At 74.4% G+C, this 17,893-nt stretch carries 9 protein-coding genes; 7 read left to right on the top strand and 2 right to left on the bottom strand.

The window, feature by feature from the left end:
* The first annotated feature begins 106 nt into the window (after nt 1-106).
* From ACE1OA_RS30950 to ACE1OA_RS30940, 3 genes are all read left to right on the top strand, one after another.
* Entirely contained in the window at nt 107-5,446 is a 5,340-nt protein-coding gene (locus ACE1OA_RS30950) for an amino acid adenylation domain-containing protein (protein ID WP_432753718.1), read from the top strand.
* A complete protein-coding gene (locus ACE1OA_RS30945) occupies nt 5,443-8,736 on the top strand; it encodes an amino acid adenylation domain-containing protein (protein ID WP_432753717.1) in 3,294 nt (1,097 codons plus the stop codon). The genes ACE1OA_RS30950 and ACE1OA_RS30945 overlap by 4 nt, the downstream gene beginning before the upstream one ends.
* Before the next feature lie 75 nt (nt 8,737-8,811).
* On the top strand, nt 8,812-10,404 hold the full coding sequence (locus ACE1OA_RS30940; protein WP_356780520.1) for an amino acid adenylation domain-containing protein: 1,593 nt from the start codon (nt 8,812-8,814) through the stop codon (nt 10,402-10,404).
* A gap of 80 nt (nt 10,405-10,484) precedes the next feature.
* Here ACE1OA_RS30940 and ACE1OA_RS30935 read toward each other — a convergent pair whose 3' ends face one another.
* A complete protein-coding gene (locus ACE1OA_RS30935) occupies nt 10,485-11,234 on the bottom strand; it encodes a sulfotransferase family protein (RefSeq protein WP_356605459.1) in 750 nt (249 codons plus the stop codon).
* Between the two features lie 224 nt (nt 11,235-11,458).
* On the opposite strand from ACE1OA_RS30935, the gene ACE1OA_RS30930 reads away from it, so the two are divergent.
* From ACE1OA_RS30930 to ACE1OA_RS30915, 4 genes are read left to right on the top strand one after another with little or no spacing between them, the layout of a single operon-like run.
* Nucleotides 11,459-14,182 carry a penicillin acylase family protein gene (locus tag ACE1OA_RS30930; RefSeq protein ID WP_386541464.1) on the top strand — a complete coding sequence of 908 codons (2,724 nt, stop codon included), beginning with the start codon at nt 11,459-11,461 and terminating at the stop codon, nt 14,180-14,182.
* Nucleotides 14,179-14,814, top strand: coding sequence for an adenylyl-sulfate kinase (gene cysC / locus ACE1OA_RS30925; RefSeq protein ID WP_147980575.1), 636 nt, complete (start codon nt 14,179-14,181; stop codon nt 14,812-14,814). Before ACE1OA_RS30930 ends, cysC begins: the two co-directional genes overlap by 4 nt.
* Nucleotides 14,811-15,758, top strand: a complete 948-nt coding sequence (cysD, locus tag ACE1OA_RS30920; protein WP_432753716.1) for a sulfate adenylyltransferase subunit CysD — start codon at nt 14,811-14,813, stop codon at nt 15,756-15,758. The genes cysC and cysD overlap by 4 nt, the downstream gene beginning before the upstream one ends.
* Before the next feature lie 2 nt (nt 15,759-15,760).
* A complete protein-coding gene (locus ACE1OA_RS30915; protein ID WP_386541459.1) occupies nt 15,761-17,023 on the top strand; it encodes a sulfate adenylyltransferase subunit 1 in 1,263 nt (420 codons plus the stop codon).
* On the opposite strand, the gene ACE1OA_RS30910 is transcribed toward ACE1OA_RS30915, so the two are convergent.
* Nucleotides 17,004-17,795: a thioesterase II family protein gene (locus ACE1OA_RS30910; protein WP_432753715.1), complete on the bottom strand. Its 792-nt coding sequence runs from the start codon at nt 17,793-17,795 to the stop codon at nt 17,004-17,006. The genes ACE1OA_RS30915 and ACE1OA_RS30910 overlap by 20 nt on opposite strands.
* Between the last annotated feature and the right edge of the window lie 98 nt (nt 17,796-17,893).

Here is a 17,893-nt window from a genome sequence, read left to right as displayed (position 1 = left end):
GGCCGCCGCACGGGCAGTCGGGGAAAGTACCGATCTCGTCGTGGGGCCGCGCTGGGCCAGGGTGAGGACCGTAGGCACCGCTGTGATCGAGGTGAGGTCGTTACCCATGAACTGGCGAGACGTACTTTCCGGTGCGGCGCGGAGTCGGCCGCACGCGACGGCCTTCCGCTTCCACGCCGAGGAGCCCGGACCGGCCGAGGAGCTCGACTACGCCGGCCTCGACCTGCGGGCGCGGACCATCGCGGCGCGGCTGACCGCGCTGGGACTCTCGGGGCGCACCGCGGTGCTGCTGTTCCCCGCGGGCCTCGACTACGTCAGCACCTTCTTCGGCTGCCTGTACGCGGGTGTCGTCGCCGTCCCCGCCTACCCGCCGAGCCGCCACCCCCGCTCCGTCGAGCGGCTGGCGGCGATCGTGCGGGACAGCGGCGCGGACACGGCGCTCACCACCGAGGTGATCCGGGGCCGGCTCGCGCCGCGGCTCGCCGGGGACGACGGGGTGCCGGCGCTGCGTCTGGTGGCGACGGACTCGATGACGCCGGACGACGCGCCCGACTGGCGGCCGCCCGCGCTCGACGAGGACGCCGTCGCGTTCCTGCAGTACACCTCCGGTTCCACCTCGACCCCGCGCGGGGTGGTCCTCAGCCACGGCAACCTGCTGGCCAACACGGCGATGATCGGGCGGGTCTTCGAGCTCGACACCGAGATGCGCGGGGTGTCGTGGCTGCCGATGTACCACGACATGGGGCTGATCGGCTCGGTCATGGGCACCGTCCGCGCCGGGGGCACGATGTCCCTGATGGCGCCGAGCACCTTCGCCCGTGATCCGCTGCGCTGGCTGACCGTGGTGAGCGAGGAGCGGGCGACCGTCACCGGAGGGCCCAACTTCGCCTACGACCTGGCGGTCGAGCGGACCACCGAGGAGGAGCGGGCCGCCCTGGACCTCTCGTCCTGGCGGGTGGCGTTCAACGGCGCCGAGCCGGTCCGGCCGGGCTCGCTGCGGCGCTTCGCCGACGCCTTCGCCGTCTCCGGCTTCCGCCCCGACGCCATGCTGCCCTGCTACGGCCTGGCCGAGGCTTCGCTGCTCGTCACCGGCGGGCCGGCCCGTACCGGCTTCCGCACCGCCGAGGCGCCGGACGGTTCCGGAGCGGTCGGCGAACTCGCCGCCTCGGGCGTGCTGCCGCCCGAACAGCGGCTGGAGATCGTCGATCCGGTGACCCGCGGGCCGGTCGCCCCGGGCGGGATCGGCGAGATCTGGGTGGCGGGGCCCAGTGTCGCCCGCGGCTACTGGAACCGTACGGACGCCGTCGCCGACACCTTCGGGGCGCGGATCGACGGTGGGGACGGCACCGCCTTCCTGCGCACCGGCGACCTGGGCTTCCTCGACGGCGGTGAGCTGTACGTGACCGGGCGCCGCAAGGACCTGATCATCGTCCGTGGCCGCAACCACTACCCGCAGGACATCGAGCTGACGGCCGAGGGGGTCTCCCCCGCGCTGCGCTCGGGCGGCGGCGCGGCCTTCTCCGTCCCCGGCCCCGACGCCGCCGAACAGCTCGTGATCGTGCAGGAGTTGATCCACGGGCACGGCGTGGAGGACCCGGACGCGCTGGCCCGCGCGATCCAGGCGCGGATCGCGGAGCGGCACGAGGTCCGCCCGCACGCCGTCGTGCTGATCCGTACGGCCTCCCTGCCCCGCACCTCCAGCGGCAAGGTCGCCCGGCACGCCTGCCGGGCGGCGCACCTCGACGGCTCGCTGCTCGTCGTCGGCAGCCACAGCGACGAGCCGGCGCGGACGTCCGGGGACGCGGCCGACACGCTCGCCGTTCCGGCCCCGACCGACCCGGAGGGCGTCGTCGCCTACGTACGGGCGTGCGTCGCGGAGCTGCTGCGCGTCCCCGCCGAGCAGGTTCCGCTGGACGTGCCGGCCGCCGAGGCCGGTCTCGACTCCCTGGACACCGTGCGTCTCCAGCACCGGCTGCAGCGGGCGTTCCGGGTGGAGCTGACCGCCGAGGACGCCTTCTCGCTCGGGATCGAGGACCTGGCGGGGGCGCTCGTCGCGGGTGCCGGAAGCGCGGCGGACGCGCCGCCGGCGGACACACCGCCCGGCGACGGCGAGCTGTCCCACGGCCAGCGGGCCATGTGGTTCCTGCACCAGGTCCGGCCGGACGGCAGCGCCTACCACCTGTCCACCGCCTGCGCCCTCACCGGCGACCTGGACGCGGCCGCGCTGCGCCGGGCGCTGGAGGCCGTGGTCCGGAGGCATCCGGCGCTGCGCACCACCTTCCCCTCCGTCGGCGACGGCCCCGTGCAGCGGGTGCACGCCGAGCTGCCCCCGGAGTTCACCGAGGCCGACGCGACGGGCTGGTCCGAGGAGCGCCTGCGGGCCGAGCTCGCGGCCCACGCGTACCGCCCCTTCGACCTGGCCTCCGGGCCGCTGCTGCGGGTGGCGCTGCTGACGTGCGGCCCCCGCGAACACCGCCTGGTCGTGGCCGCCCATCACATGGTGGCGGACCTCTGGTCGCTGGAGGTCCTGCTGCGGGAACTCGGCCTGCACTACCGGGCGGAGACCGGAGGGACGGACCCGCTCCCCGCGGCGGTGCCGGGCTTCACCGCGGCGGCCGGCCGCCAGTCGGAGCTGCTCGGCGGGCCCGAGGGCGAGCGGCTGTGGGAGTTCTGGCGGCGCGAGCTGGCGGACGCGCCCACGGTCCTGGAGCTCCCGGCCGACCACGGGCGGCCGCCGGAGCAGCGGGGCAGGGGCGGGGTACGCCGCTTCCGGCTGTCGGCCGCCACCTCGGCGCGCCTGGCGGAGCTCGCGCACGCCGAGGGCACCACGCTCTACACCGTGCTGCTGAGCGCCTACCAGCTGCTCCTGTCGCGGATCAGCGGGCAGCGGACCGTGCTGGTCGGCTCGCCCGTGCACGGCCGCGAGCAGGCGCACTTCGCCGACACCGTCGGCCCGTTCCTCAACACGGCCGTGCTGCGGGCGGACATCGATCCGGCCGAGCCCTTCACCGGGCTGCTGCGCCGGGCGGCCCGCGGGGTGCCCGCGGCGCTGCGCCACGCGGGGCTGCCGCTGTCGCTGCTGGTGGAACGCAGCCGCGTGCCGCGCGACCCGAGCCGCTCCCCGCTGGTGCAGGCGCTGTTCACCCTGCAGGGCGGGCCGCTGGCCGGCTTCGTGCTCGGGGATCCGGCGGCCCGGTTCGACCTGGGCGGCCCGGAACTGCGGCCCGTGCCGCTGGACCCGCCGGACGCCCAGCTCGACCTCCAGCTGACCTTCGCCGACGTGGACGGCGTGCTGGCCGGCATGCTCCAGTTCGACCGCGACCTCTTCGACGCCGGTACGGCCGACCTGCTGGTGGAACGCCTGACGGTGCTCCTCGACGCGGTGGCGGGGGACCCCGGCCTGCCGGCCGGTCTGCTGCCGCTGCTCGGCGCGCGGGAGCGCACCGCCCTGCTCCACGACCTCAACGACACCCGGGTCCCGGACACGACCGGGGTGCCGGTGCACGAGCGGGTGGCCGCGCAGGCCGCCCTGACGCCCGACGCCCCCGCGCTGGCGTTCGACGACGTCGAGTACCCGCTCGGCGGGGCGCCGGACGCGGCCCGGGCCGTCACGGTGCCGACCCTGACGTACCGGGAGCTGGACGAGGCCGTCAACCGGCTGGCCCGGCTGCTCCTGGCCCGCGGCCTGCGTCCCGAGGACGTCGTCGCGGTGCACCTCCCGCACGCCCGGGAGATGGTCGTCGCGATGCTCGCGGTGCTGCGGGCCGGCGGCACCTACCTCCCCCTCGACCCGCACCTGCCGGCCGAACGCATCGCCTACCTGCTCGCCGACAGCGGTGCCCGCACCCTCGTCACCGACTCCGCGCTCGCCGGCGTCACCGCCGACGCCGGGATCGCCCGGCGGCTGCTGCTGGACGAGCTCGGCCCGGAGCCGGCGGAGGCGGCGGCCACCCCGCCCGCGGTCACCGTGCGCCCGGCGCAGGCGGCCTACGTGCTCTACACCTCGGGCTCGACGGGCCGCCCCAAGGGCGTGCACATCCCGCACGGCGCGCTCGCCAACTTCCTCAGCGGCATGGCCGCCCTGCTCGGTCCCGTCGCGGGAGACCGGCTGCTCGCCGTGACCACCTTCTCCTTCGACATCTCCGGGCTGGAGATCTACCTTCCGCTGACCACCGGCGGCTGCGCGCACCTCGTGCCGAGGACCGTCGCGGGCAGCGGCGAGCAGCTGCGGATGCGTCTCGACACCGGCGCGTTCGCACTGATGCAGGCGACCCCGGCCACCTGGCGGCTGCTCTGCGACGCGGGCTGGCACGGTGCGCCGGGAACCGCCGTGCTCAGCGGCGGCGAGGCGCTCCCGCCCGGCCTGGCACGGCAGTTGCTCGACCGCGGCTGCCGCTCGCTGTGGAACCTGTACGGCCCCACGGAGACGACCGTCTGGTCGACCGCGGCCGAGGTGACCGAGCCGCCCGAGGGCGCCACGCCGATCGGCGGCCCCATCGCGAACACCCGTGTGTACGTGCTCGACGAGCGCCTGGAGCCGGCTCCGGCGGGCGTCGCGGGCGAGCTGGTGATCGGCGGCGACGGTCTGGCACGGGGCTATCTGGGCCGCCCCGGCCTCACGGCCTCGGTGTTCGTCCCCGACCCGTACGGCGACACCCCGGGCGGCCGGCTCTACCGCACCGGTGACCTGGCGAAGCTCACCGCGGACGGCCGGATCGAGCTGCTGGGCCGGATCGACAACCAGGTGAAGGTCAACGGGCACCGGATCGAGCTGGGCGAGATCGACGCCGCGCTCGGTTCGCTGCCGTCGGTGCGGATGGGTGTGGCGGTGGCACACCGCCCGGATCCGGACGGGCCTGCCACGCTGGTGGCGTACGTCCGGCGGCACGAACAGGCGGGCGGGGGCGGCTTCGACGAACGGGCCGCGGCCGGCGAGCTGCGCCGCGCCCTGGCCGAGGTGTTGCCCGGCTATATGGTTCCCACCCGCTTCGTGTGGGTGGACGACTTCCCGCTGAACACCAGCGGCAAGGTGGACCGGGCGGCGCTGCGCGCCCCGACCCTGCCGACGGGCGACGCCCCGACCGGGCCGGCCACCGCGACCGAGCGCGAACTCGCCTCGATTCTGGGCGAGTTGCTGGAGGGGGCGGTGATCGGCCGGACGGACAACCTGTTCGACCACGGCGCCCACTCGCTGCTGATGTCGCGCTTCGCGGTCCGGGTCCACGAGTCGCTCGGGGCGCAGCTGCCCCTCCGGGTGATGTTCGAGAACCCCACCCTGGAGCGCCTCGCGGCGGCGGTGGACGCCCTGGGCGACGGACCGTCCGCGAGCCGCATCCGGCCGATCGACCGCACCCGGGCGGTCACCCTCGCCGCGCCGGGCGGCGGGAAGGACAAGCTGCGGGCCCTGCGCGCCGCACGCCAGCTGAGCCGGCAGAGCGGCTCATGACGCATCCCGTGGAGACGAAGCAGATGAACCCGACCCTGTCCGCCGTCGCGGAACCCGCCGCGCCGCTGGTCTTTCCCGCCACGCCCGCCCAGCAGCGGATCATGATCATCGAGCAGCTGTACCCGGGCGGCTCGGCCTATCACGTCCCCTTCGCGGTCCGGCTGCGCGGCACCCTGGACACCCCGGCGCTCACCGCTTCGGTCCGGGAGGTGGCGCACCGTCACGAGTCGCTGCGCACGGTCTTCCGCACGGTCGACGGCGTGCTCGGCCAGGTCGTCGAGGACGACCCGCACGTGGAGGTCACCGTCCGCGACCTCACCGGCGATCCGGCCGCCGCGGACGAGGACGCGCTGTCCTCGCTGATCGCCGAGGGCGCGGCCCGGCCCTTCGACCTGACGGGCCGCCTGCTCCGGGTCGAGCTGCTCCGGCTGGCCGACGACGACCACGTCCTGGCCGTCACCCTGCACCACCTGATCTCCGACTCCTGGTCCTGCGGGATCTTCGTCGGGGAGCTGGCCCGGCTGTACGCGGCGCACCGCTCCGGCGAGGAGGCCGGGCTGCCCGCTCCCGAGGTCCAGTACGTCGACTACGCCGCCTGGCAGCAGGAGCAGCTGGACGAGGCCCGCACCGAGGAGCTGCTCGGCTACTGGCGCGCGCAGCTGCGCGGCGCGCCCCCGGTGCTCGAACTGCCCGCCGACCGGCCGCGTCCGGCCGTCCAGTCGTACCGGGGCGCCACGCTGCCCGTGCGGCTCACGCCGGAGACGTCCGCGGCCGTCACCCGCGCGGCGCGGGCGCTGGGCGTCACCCCGTTCGCCGCGCTGCTCGCCGCCTTCCAGACGGCCCTGGGCCGCTGGACGGGAGGCGGGGACATCACCGTCGCCAGCGGTGTCGCCAACCGCACCCCGCAGGTCGAGGGCCTGATCGGCTGCTTCATCAACGTCCTGCTGTTCCGGACCTCGCTCGCGGACGACCCGACGTTCGCCGAACTGGCGACGCGGGTCGGCCGTACCGTCCTGGACGGCGTCGAGCACCAGGACCTGCCGTTCGACCGGCTGGTGGAGGACCTGGCGCCCAAGCGGGACCTGAGCCATCAGCCGCTCGCCCAGGTGATGTTCCTGGTGCAGAACGCGCCCATGCCCGCGGTCTCCGTGGGCGACCTGTCCCTGGCGGCCGTCCCGGTGCGCCGCAAGGCGACCCATCTCGACCTCAACGTCCAGTTGTGGGACGCGGACGGTTGCTTCGAGGGCGTCGTCGACTACAGCACGGACCTCTTCGACGCGTCGACGGTCGAGCGGATGTGGACGCAGTACGCGACCCTGCTGGCCGCCGCCGTCGACCGCCCCGAGGAACCCGTCGGTGCCCTTCCGCTGCTGCGAGCCGAGGACGAACACCGCCTCGTGACCGAGTGGAACGACACCGGCAGCGAGGCGCCGGCCGCGCTCGCCCCCGCGCTGATCGAGGCACGGGCCGCCGCCGTCCCCGACGCTCCGGCGGTCGTCTCCGACGCCGGGACCCTCAGCTACGGGCGGCTCAACGCCGAGGCCAACCGGCTGGCCCGGCTGCTGATCGACCGCGGCGCGGGACCCGAGCGGATGGTCGCGCTGATGCTCCCCCGGTCGGCCGGACTCGTGACCGCCGTGCTCGCCGTCCTCAAGACGGGCGCCGCCTACGTCCCGGTGGACCCGGCGCTGCCCGCCCACCGGATCGCCTACCTGCTCGCCGACTCCGCCCCCTCCGTGGTGGTCACCACCGGCGATGTGCCGGCGGCCCTCACCGGCGGCACGCCCCGGATCGTCCTCGACGCCGACGACGTCCGGGAGGCGCTCGCCGGATACCCGGACCACGACCCGACGGACGCCGACCGCACCGCGCCGCTGCGGGCCGGGAACCTGGCGTACGCGATCTACACCTCGGGTTCGACCGGCCGTCCGAAGGGCGTCCTCATCGGGCACCGCGCCCTGGCCGACTACCTGGACGCCTGCCGCCACGACTACCCGGGGCTGGCCGGCTCCTCCCTGCTCCACTCCCCCGTGTCGGTCGACCTGTCGGTGACGACCCTGCTCGGCCCGCTCACCGTGGGCGGCCGCATCGTCGTCGGCGAACTGGACGGTCTGCGCGACCGCCTGCCCGGCGGTGAGGGCCGGCTCGACCTGCTCAAGATCACCCCGAGTCATCTGCCGCTCGTCCAGGCCCTGCCGGAGGAGTTCTCGCCGACCCAGGACCTGGTGATCGGCGGCGAGGCGCTGATCGGCGAGGTCCTCGACCAGTGGCGGACGCGCTTCCCGGGAACGGCCGTCGTCAACGAGTACGGGCCGACCGAGGCCACCGTCGGCTGTGTCGCCCTCCGGGTGGAGCCCGGGGACCGGATCGGCCCCGGCGCGGTGTCGATCGGGCGGCCGATGGCCCACGCCCGCGCCTACGTGCTCGACGGACGGCTGCGCCCGGTGCCCGTCGGCGTGGCGGGCGAGCTGTACGTGGCCGGCGTCGGGCTCGCCCGCGGCTACCACCGGCGGCCGGGGCTGACCGCCGAGAAGTTCCTCCCCGACCCGTTCGGCGGCCCCGGGGAGCGCATGTACCGCACCGGCGACCTGGCCCGGTGGACCGCCGACGGACAGCTCGACTACCTGGGCCGCATCGACGACCAGGTCAAGGTGCGGGGCTTCCGCATCGAGCTGGGCGAGATCGAGGCGGCGCTCGCCGCCTGCCCCGGTGTCGCGGAGGCGGTGGTCAACCCCGTCCGGGAGACCGGCGAGACGACGCTGGCCGCCTACTACGTGCCCGCCGACGGCGCGGCCGTGACGGTCCCGGAGCTGCGCGCCCGACTGCGCGCCACCCTGCCCGACCACATGGTCCCCGCCCACTTCGTCGCCCTGGACCGGCTGCCGCTCGCGGTCAGCGGCAAGGCCGACCGGTCGGCGCTGCCGGCCGTGGGCAGCGCCCGCCCCGACCTCCAGGGCTCCTTCGTCGCGCCCCGGACCCCGCTGGAGAGCCTGCTCGCCGAGGTGTGGGGCAGCGTCCTCAACATCGAGCGGATCGGGGTCAGGGACGACTTCTTCGAACTCGGCGGCTACTCGCTCGCCGCGACCCGGATCGCCGCGCTAATCGGCGAGATCCTCGGCGTCGAGATCCCGCTGCGGGCCGTCTTCGAGGCGACCGACGTGGAGCGGCAGGCGGCCGTCGTGGCGGCGGCGGGCGAGGAGCAGGGCGTGGACGTGGCGGCGGTCGCCCGGCTCGCCCAGGAGATCGGCGACCTCAGCGACGAGGACGTGGACGCGCTGCTGGCCGGCTGAGGCGGGCGGCACGTACGGCCGCCGGCCGAGGGCGGACCGGCGGCGAGGGGACAACCGACCAGAAGTGGAAAGACGATGCGGACGACCGAAGCGACCGACCTGACCGAACCCGCCTCCCCGGCGGACCCGACCGGCCCGGAGCTCCTGACCGACCCGGGCGGCCCCGACGACCTGCACGCGCTGCCCTGCCTGCACGAGCGAGTGGCGCGGTGGGCGGCGCGCACCCCCGACGCGCCCGCCCTCCGCTTCGAGGGTGCCACCTGGACCTACGCCGAACTCGACGGCCGTGCCAACCGGCTCGCCGCCCATCTGCGCCGGCTCGGGGTGGCGCGCGAGTCGGTGGTCGGGGTGCTCATGGAGCGCGGCCCGCACCTGCCGCTCGCGATGCTCGCGGTGCTGAAGGCCGGCGGCGCGTACCTGCCGATGGACCCGGAGCAGCCGGCCGACCGGCTCGGCTACCTCCTGCGGGACGCCGGCTGCGACATGGTCGTCACCTCGACGGCGCTGGCGGCGCGGGTGCCCGACGAGGCCGCGGTCGTCTGCCTGGACGACCCGTACACGGCGGACATGCTGGCGGCGCTGCCGGACGTCGACCCGGGGCTGCCGGCCCGTCAGGACCAGCTGGCGTACGTGATCTACACCTCCGGCTCGACGGGGCGGCCGAAGGGGACGCTGGTGCCGCACCGCGGGGCGGTCAACCTGACCGCCCACATGGCGCGCCAGTTCACGATCGGTCCCGGCGACCGGTGGCTCCAGTTCACCAACCCCTGCTTCGACGTGCACGTCCTGGAGGTCTTCGGGGCGCTCACCAACGGCGCCACCCTCGTGCAGGGTTCGGCGCTGACGCTGCTCGACCCCCGCGCGCTGACGGCGCTGATGAGCTCCGAGGGCGTGTCGGTGGTGTCGTTCACCACGGCGATCCTGCCGTTGCTCGACCCCGCCGACCTGCCCGCGCTGCGGGTGCTGAACGTGGGCGGTGAGCAGCTGAGCCGCTTCCAGGCGGACCGCTGGTCGTCGCCGGAGCGGATCGTGAACAACCAGTACGGTCCGACCGAGGTCACGGTGGCCTGCACCGAGCAGCGCCACGATCCGGCGGCCGGCGTTCCCAAGCCGCTGATCGGCGAGGCGATGCCGAACCTCCGGGCCCTCGTGGTCTCGCCGGACGGCGAGCCGGTGCCGGCGGGCGAGTACGGCGAGCTGCTGATGGGCGGCGCGGGGGTGGTCCGCGGCTACCTCGACCGGCCGGGGCTGACGGCCCTGAAGTTCGTGCCCGACCCCTTCGGCGCCCACGGCGAGCGGCTGTACCGCACGGGTGACCTGGTGCGGTGGATGCCCGACGGGACGGGCCTGGAGTTCGCCGGCCGGATCGACACCCAGATCAAGCTGCACGGCCACCGGATCGAGCCGGGCGAGGTCGAGGAGGTCCTGCTGTCGCATCCGGGGATCAAGGACGCGGTGGTGGACCTGCACCGCCCGTCCGAGGAGGGCTCGGAGCCCGTCCTGGTCGCGTACGTGACCGGTCCGGACGTGCCCGGCACCGCCGCGGTCCAGGCGTATCTGGGCGAGGTGCTGCCCCTCTACATGGTGCCGGGCCGCGTCGTCGTCCTCGACGAGATCCCGCTGACCCGCAACGGCAAGGTCGACCGGCGGGCCCTGGCGGCCGTCTGACGGCCGCCGGCGGATCACGGCGCCCGCCCCCGGCCCGGGCGGCGGCCCGCCGGCCGGGGCCCGGCGGGCGAGCCGGGTCGTCACACGGCCGGCGCCGCCTCCTCGACCCTGGCCGGCTCCCCCACCGGGAGCCGGACCGCGCGCAACAGCTCGTAGAACGGCTGGTGATGGGCGGCGAACCCGGCGAGCAGCGGGGTGTTCCCGACCGTGTGCCGGTAGCTGGAACGGCTCTTGGAGAACCCCGTGCTGTTGCTGACCGCCACGTGCCAGCGATCGGTGCGCTGCCACTCCTCGCGCTTGCTCGCGCTCCAGTTGAGCGCCTCCTCGCGGTAGGTGAGGCCGAGCGCCGCGCAGTACGCCGCCATGGTCTGCGCGGGCCGGTTCACCAGATCGTCCGAGTCGACGACCACGGGAGGCGGGCCGCCCGCGTCCAGGACCGCCCGGTACACCTCGTACAGGCCCTCGATCCCGATGTCGGAGACCGTCATGTCGGGCTGGAGGGCGTAGAACGAGGCCGCGACCTCCTCCGGCCTGCGGATGAGGAACGTGTGCCGGGTCTCGGCCAGGAAGCGGCGGTCCTCCAGGACCTCCGCGTAGCGGTGGTCGGTGGTGTCCTTGAAGAACACCTCCCGGTCCTTCGCCAGTTCCACCACGGCGTCGATGAGTTCCCGCTCGGAGCGGACCACCCGCCCGGCCACCTCGGTCTCCCCGAAGTCGGCCACGTTGCAGAACGGCTCGTGCAGCGCGGTGAGTTCGCCGTACTGCAGCATCGACCGGAAGAACGCGGTCGAACGCGATCGTGGTGCCGCCCAGAGCGCCGTCACCGGCATGTCCGCCTCCGTGTCCGGACGGGCCCTCGCCGTCCTGGTGCGCCCAGGCAACAGGCCACCGCTGTCGATCGGCTCTCGATCCGCTATCCGTTCGCTGTCCGTCCGTCGGCGGCACGTCGCCGGCCGGCCGGCGGCGGGACGGACAAGGCCCTCTGTCAGGAGATTCCCTGGCTTACGGCCGGACGGCACCCCTGCGACCTTCGGTGCGGAGAGTTCCGCCGAGCATGGGAAACGACGAGATGAGCGAAGTGATGGAGCCGCCGACCCTGCCCGGCTCACCGGGCGCGGAACCGGCGGCGAGCCCCCCTGATCCGGAATCCCCCGCGGCCCCGCCGCGCCGTCGCACCCGCTGGTGGCGCCGGTTGCGGGTGACGGCCTGGTGCCTGACGGTCCTGCTCGTGGTGACCGTCTGCGCGGCCGGCCTGACGGCGACCCGCACGGTGCGCGCCTCCTTCCCGACCGTGGCCGGCGAGCTCGCGGTACCGGGACTTCAGGGCCGGGTGACGGTGGCCAGGGACGCCGCGGGCATCCCGCAGATCTACGCCGGCAACGCCCACGACCTGTTCCTCGCACAGGGCTTCGTGCACGCCCAGGACCGGTTCTGGGAGATGGACGTGCGCCGGCACATCACCTCCGGCCGGCTCGCCGAGCTCTTCGGCGAGAGCCAGGTGGAAACGGACTCGCTCATCCGCACCATGGGCTGGCGGCGGGTCGCCGAGCGCGAGCTGGCCCTCCTCGAACCGTCGACCCGGGCCCACCTCGACGCATACGCGGCGGGGGTGAACGCCTATCTCGCTGACCACCGGGGCGCCGACCTGTCCGTCGAGTACCCGCTGCTCTCGCTGGGCGGCCTGTCCTACACGCCGGAGCCCTGGAGCCCGGCCGACTCGGTGTCCTGGCTGAAGGCGCTCGCCTGGAACCTGAACGCGACCCTCTCCGACCAGGTCAGGCACTCCCTGCTGGCCGTCACCCTCTCCGACGCCCAGGTCGACTCCCTCTTCCCCGAGTACGACTTCGCACGCTGGCGGCCGATCGTCACCGACAGCGCGAGCAGCCAGGGCACCGTCCCGGCCGCCGCGACGCCGGGCGGACGGGCCGCCGCGGGCACGGCGGTCACCCCCGCCGCCGCGGGCGGCGGACTCGCCGCCACGTCGGCGAGCCCGCTCGGCCTCGCCTCGGACGCGCTGGACGGCGTCGACCGCGTGCTCGGACCGCGCGGGTCCGGCATCGGGTCCAACTCCTGGGTGGTGTCCGGCAGCCGTACCGTCTCCGGAAAACCGCTCCTCGCCAACGACCCGCACCTGTCGCCCTCCATGCCGGGCGTCTGGTACCAGGTCGGACTGCACTGCACCGCGGTCACCGCCTCCTGCCCGTACGACGTCTCGGGCTTCGGCTTCTCCGGCATGCCGGGCGTCATCGTCGGGCACAACGCGGACATCGGCTGGGGCGTCACCAATCTGGCGCCCGCCGACACCGACCTGTTCGTGGAGAAGCTGGACGGCGCCTCCTCGTACCGCCACCGGGACCGCACGCTGCCGCTGGAGACGCGGAAGGAGGTCATCCGGGTCGCCGGCGGCGACAGCCGTACGATCACCGTCCGCTCCACCCACCACGGCCCGCTGATCTCCGACGCCTTCCCCAAGGCGAAGGCGATCGCCACCGACGGCCGCGCGCCGGGCGTCGACCGGGCCGGCGGCGGCGAGTACGCCGTGGCCATGCGGTGGAGCGCGCTCGACGCCGGACGGACCATGGACGCCGTCTTCCGGCTCGACGCGGCCAAGGACTGGGCGTCGTTCCGCGCGGGCGCCGCCCTGTTCTCCTCCCCCGCGCAGAACCTCGTCTACGCCGACCGCCGAGGCCACATCGGGTACCAGGCACCCGGCCGGATCCCGGTGCGGGCCAAGGGCGACGGCCGCTGGCCCGTCCCCGGCTGGACCGGCGAGTACGACTGGAAGGGCTTCGTCCCCTTCGACCGCCTGCCCCGGTCGTTCGACCCCGCGTCGGGCTACATCGTCACGGCGAACAACGCCGCGGTGGGCCCGTCCTACCCCTACCCGCTGACCCGGAACTGGGGCGACGGCTACCGCAGCGAGCGCATCGCCGAGCTGATCGAGAAGAGCGGGAAGCTGGACGCGGCCGCGATGCAGCGCATCCAGCTCGACACCCACAACGGCAACGCCGCGACCCTCACGCCACTGCTCCTCGCGGTCACGCCCGGCAAGGACGCGCGGGCCGCCCAGGACCTGCTGCGCGGCTGGGACTTCGGCCAGGGCGCCGACTCGGCGCCCGCCGCGTACTTCAACGCGGTCTGGAGCAACCTGCTCAGGCTGACCTTCCACGACGAGCTCGCGGGCAACCGCGCCCAGCTCCACGTCGACGGCGGCGGCCTCTGGTACGAGATCGTCCGCCGGCTCGCGGCCCGCCCCGACGACCCCTGGTGGAGCAACTCCCGCGATCCGCGGGGTCTGCGCACCCGGGACGACGTGCTGAGGGCCGCGATGGACGACGCGGCCGAGGAGCTCTCGGGACGGCTCGGCGACGACCCGCGCGCCTGGCGCTGGGGCGCCCTGCACACGCTGACCCTGCGCAACGAGACGATCGGCACGGGCGGCCCGGCGCCGGTCCAGTGGCTGCTGAACCACGAGCCGCTGGAGGTCGGCGGCGGTTCCGCCGCGGTCGACGCGACCGGCTGGGACGCCTCGCAGGGCTACGAGGTGAACTGGGTGCCCTCGATGCGGATGGTCATCGACTTCGCCGACTTCGACGCCTCGCGCTGGATCAATCTCACCGGCGCCTCGGGCCACGCCTTCCACGCCCACTACGACGACCAGACGGACCTCTGGCGCGAGGGCGGAACCCTCGCCTGGCCGTCGGGCCGGGCCGCCGTGGCCACCGCCACGAAGGACCGGCTGACTCTCCACCCCGAAGGAGCGGGAACAGACGGATGACAACCACGACAGTGTTCAGCCCCGCCGGACCCGCGGCGCCCCCGGCCCCCGGCCGGTCGGCGCCCCCGGCGGGCGGTCCCGCCCCGGTCTGCACCTGCCGCCCGGGCGCGACGGTCTGGCTCACGGGCCTGCCGAGCGCCGGCAAGACGACGATCGCCGAGGCACTGGCCCGCCGGCTGCGCGAGGAGGGGCGCCGGGTCGAGATCCTGGACGGCGACCGGTGCCGCACCTTCCTCTCGGCCGGCCTCGGATTCTCCCGCGAGGACCGCGACACCAACGTCCGGCGGATCGGCATGGTCGCCGAGGTGCTGGCGCGCAACGGCCTCCTCGTCCTCGTCCCGGTGATCGCCCCGTACGCGGCCGCGCGCGACGCGGTCCGCGACAGCCACCGGGCCTCGTCCACCCCGTACCTGGAGGTGCACGTGGCCACTCCGGTCGACGTGTGCTCGGCGCGCGACGTGAAGGGCCTGTACGCCCGGCAGGCCGCGGGCGAGATCAGCGGGCTCACCGGCGTCGACGACCCGTACGAGGTGCCGGCGGACCCCGACCTGCGGATCGAGTCCCAGCGGCAGACCGTGTGGGAGTCGACGGCCCGCCTGCACGACCTCCTGACGGAAAGGGATCTCGCATGACGACCTTCGCGACCGAACCGGCCGCAGCCCACGACACGACGAGCGGGGCGTACGCCCTCGGCCATCTGGAGGCGCTGGAGTCCGAGGCCGTGCACATCTTCCGTGAGGTCGCGGGCGAGTTCGAGCGGCCGGTGATCCTGTTCTCCGGCGGCAAGGACTCCATCGTCATGCTCCATCTGGCGCTGAAGGCCTTCGCCCCCGCACCGCTGCCCTTCTCCCTGCTCCACGTCGACACCGGGCACAACTTCCCCGAGGTCCTGGAGTACCGCGACCGCACGGTGGCCCGCCACGGGCTGCGCCTGCACGTCGCCTCCGTGCAGGACTTCATCGACGACGGCCGGCTGCGCGAACGCCCCGACGGCACCCGCAACCCCCTCCAGACCGTCCCCCTCCTCGACGCGATCACCACCGGCCGCTACGACGCCGTCTTCGGCGGCGGCCGACGCGACGAGGAGAAGGCCCGCGCCAAGGAACGCGTCTTCTCCCTGCGCGACGAGTTCGGCGCCTGGGACCCCCGCCGCCAGCGCCCCGAGCTGTGGTCCCTCTACAACGGCCGCCACGCCCCCGGCGAACACGTCCGCGTCTTCCCCCTGTCCAACTGGACCGAACTCGACGTCTGGCAGTACATCCAGCGCGAGGACATCGCCCTGCCCGAGATCTACTACGCCCACGAACGCGAGGTCTTCTCCCGCCACGGCATGTGGCTCGCCCCCGGCGACTGGGGCGGCCCGCGCGAGGGCGAACGACTGGAGACCCGCCGGGTCCGCTACCGCACCGTCGGCGACATGTCCTGCACCGGCGCCGTCGAGTCCACCGCCGCCACCGTCGAGTCCGTGATCGCCGAGATCGCCGCCTCCCGGCTCACCGAGCGGGGCGCCACCCGCGCCGACGACAAGATGTCCGAGGCCGCGATGGAAGACCGCAAACGCGAAGGGTACTTCTAGCCATGACCGCCACCTCACTGCTGCGTTTCGCCACCGCGGGCTCCGTGGACGACGGCAAGTCCACCCTGGTGGGCCGGCTGCTGTTCGACTCCAAGTCGGTCCTGACCGACCAGCTGGAGGCCGTCGAGCACGCCTCCCGCTCCCGCGGCCAGGAAGCACCCGACCTGGCCCTCCTCACCGACGGCCTGCGCGCCGAACGCGAGCAGGGCATCACCATCGACGTGGCCTACCGCTACTTCGCGACGGCCCGCCGCCGGTTCATCCTGGCCGACACCCCCGGGCACGTGCAGTACACCCGCAACATGGTCACCGGCGCCTCCACCGCCGAACTGGCCGTGGTCCTGGTCGACGCCCGCAACGGCGTCGTCGAGCAGACCCGCCGCCACCTGGCGGTGACGGCACTGCTGCGGGTCCCGCACGTGGTCCTCGCCGTCAACAAGATGGACCTCGTCGGTTACCAGGAGTCCGTCTTCGCCGCGATCGCGGACGAGTTCACGACGTACGCGAACGGACTGGGGGTCTCGGGCGTCACCGCGATCCCCGTCTGCGCCCTGGCGGGGGACAACGTCGTGGTGCCCTCGGGACGCATGGCATGGTACGGCGGCCCGACCCTGCTGGAGCACCTGGAGAGCGTGCCGGTGGGCCACGACCCGTCCGGCGAGCCGACCCGGTTCCCGGTGCAGTACGTCATCCGCCCGCAGACCGCCGAACACCCCGACTACCGGGGCTACGCCGGCCAGATCGCCTCCGGGGTACTGAGCGTCGGTGCGCCGGTCACCGTCCTGCCGTCCCGGCACACCAGCGTGATCGAGGCGATCGACACGCTGGACGGCAGCACGGACCGGGCCTGGGCGCCGCAGTCCGTCACGGTCCGGCTGGCCGACGATCTCGACATCTCCCGCGGAGACCTGCTGGCGCTCGGCGACGAGGGCCCGCCGGTCACCCGGGACGTCACGGCGACGGTGTGTCACGTGGCCGACCGGCCGCTGAAGGTCGGCGACCGCGTGCTCCTCAAGCACGCGACCCGCACGGTCAAGGCGATCGTCAGGGAGATCCCGTCGCGGCTCACCCTGGACGACCTCAGCCAGCAGCCGGCGGCGGGCGAGCTCCGGGCCAACGACATCGGCCGGGTGGTGGTGCGCACGGCGGAGCCGCTGGCCGTGGACGCGTACGCGGACTCGCGCCGGACGGGTTCGTTCCTGCTGATCGACCCGGTCGACGGGACCACGCTGACGGCGTGCATGGCTAGCGGTTCGCCGCACTGAGCGGCGCCGACGTCACCAGGTGGACGAGGTGCTCCTCGCCGTCCTGGAGGTAGAAGTGCCCGCCGGGGAACGTCCGGATGGCGAACGCCCCGGTGGTGAGACCCGCCCAGCTGCGCAGGTCCTCGGCGGTGCATCCGGTGTCCCGGTCACCGCCGAGCGCGGTGACCGGGACGCCGAGCGGCGTGGGCGCGGCGGCCGGCCGGTAGCCGGCGAGCAGCCTGAAGTCGCCGCGCAGCGAGGGCAGCAGCAGCTCGCGCAGTTCGGGGTCCTCGTAGACCCCGGGGAAGGCCCCGCCCTGACGGTGGGTGTACGCGACCAGCGAGGCGTCGTCGAGGGCGGGCAGCCCTTCGCGGTCGCGGTGCGGGGCGGCCGTGCCCGAGACGAACAACCGCTCCGGGACGGCCGCCGGATGCCTCCGCTGCACCCTGGCCAGGGCCTCGTACGCCACGAGGGACCCCATGCTGTGGCCGAAGACGACGGTGGGCAGTGGGGGCAGCCCGGCGAGTGCGATGGCCACCTGGTCCGCCATCTCCGTCATGGACTCCACGCAGGGTTCGGCCAGCCGGTCCTGCCGCCCCGGGTACTGGACGGCGAACAGCTCGGTGCGCGGCGGCAGATGGCGGACCCAGCCCAGGTACGCGGTGGCGGCTCCGCCGGCGTGCGGCAGGCACACCAGGCGCGCGCGGGGCGGGCCGCCGACCGCCGGTCCGAGCAGGCGCAGCCAGCGCCGCCCGGCCGGGTCGAGGTCGTCGTGCGGGGTCTGCGGTGTCATCGTCGTCCGTCTCGTGGGGGATTCCGTCGTGTACGTGGTGGCCCGGTGCGTCCCGCGCCGGCGGAAGGGGCGTCGTCCGCCGGGCCGGGACGGGCGGG

The sequence above is a fragment of the Streptomyces sp. JL2001 genome, from assembly GCF_050917515.1.
Taxonomy (GTDB): Bacteria; Actinomycetota; Actinomycetes; order Streptomycetales; family Streptomycetaceae; genus Streptomyces.
This window is presented reverse-complemented; position numbering and strand designations above follow the sequence as displayed.

Bases quoted from the DNA above. Each gene is read 5' to 3' on its own strand.
- ACE1OA_RS30950 (WP_432753718.1), top strand. From the start codon at position 107: ATGAACTGGCGAGACGTACTTTCCGGTGCGGCGCGGAGTCGGCCGCAC.
- ACE1OA_RS30945 (WP_432753717.1), top strand. From the start codon at position 5,443: ATGACGCATCCCGTGGAGACGAAGCAGATGAACCCGACCCTGTCCGCC.
- ACE1OA_RS30940 (WP_356780520.1), top strand. From the start codon at position 8,812: ATGCGGACGACCGAAGCGACCGACCTGACCGAACCCGCCTCCCCGGCG.
- ACE1OA_RS30935 (WP_356605459.1), bottom strand. From the start codon at position 11,234: ATGCCGGTGACGGCGCTCTGGGCGGCACCACGATCGCGTTCGACCGCG.
- ACE1OA_RS30930 (WP_386541464.1), top strand. From the start codon at position 11,459: ATGGGAAACGACGAGATGAGCGAAGTGATGGAGCCGCCGACCCTGCCC.
- cysC (WP_147980575.1), top strand. From the start codon at position 14,179: ATGACAACCACGACAGTGTTCAGCCCCGCCGGACCCGCGGCGCCCCCG.
- cysD (WP_432753716.1), top strand. From the start codon at position 14,811: ATGACGACCTTCGCGACCGAACCGGCCGCAGCCCACGACACGACGAGC.
- ACE1OA_RS30915 (WP_386541459.1), top strand. From the start codon at position 15,761: ATGACCGCCACCTCACTGCTGCGTTTCGCCACCGCGGGCTCCGTGGAC.
- ACE1OA_RS30910 (WP_432753715.1), bottom strand. From the start codon at position 17,795: ATGACACCGCAGACCCCGCACGACGACCTCGACCCGGCCGGGCGGCGC.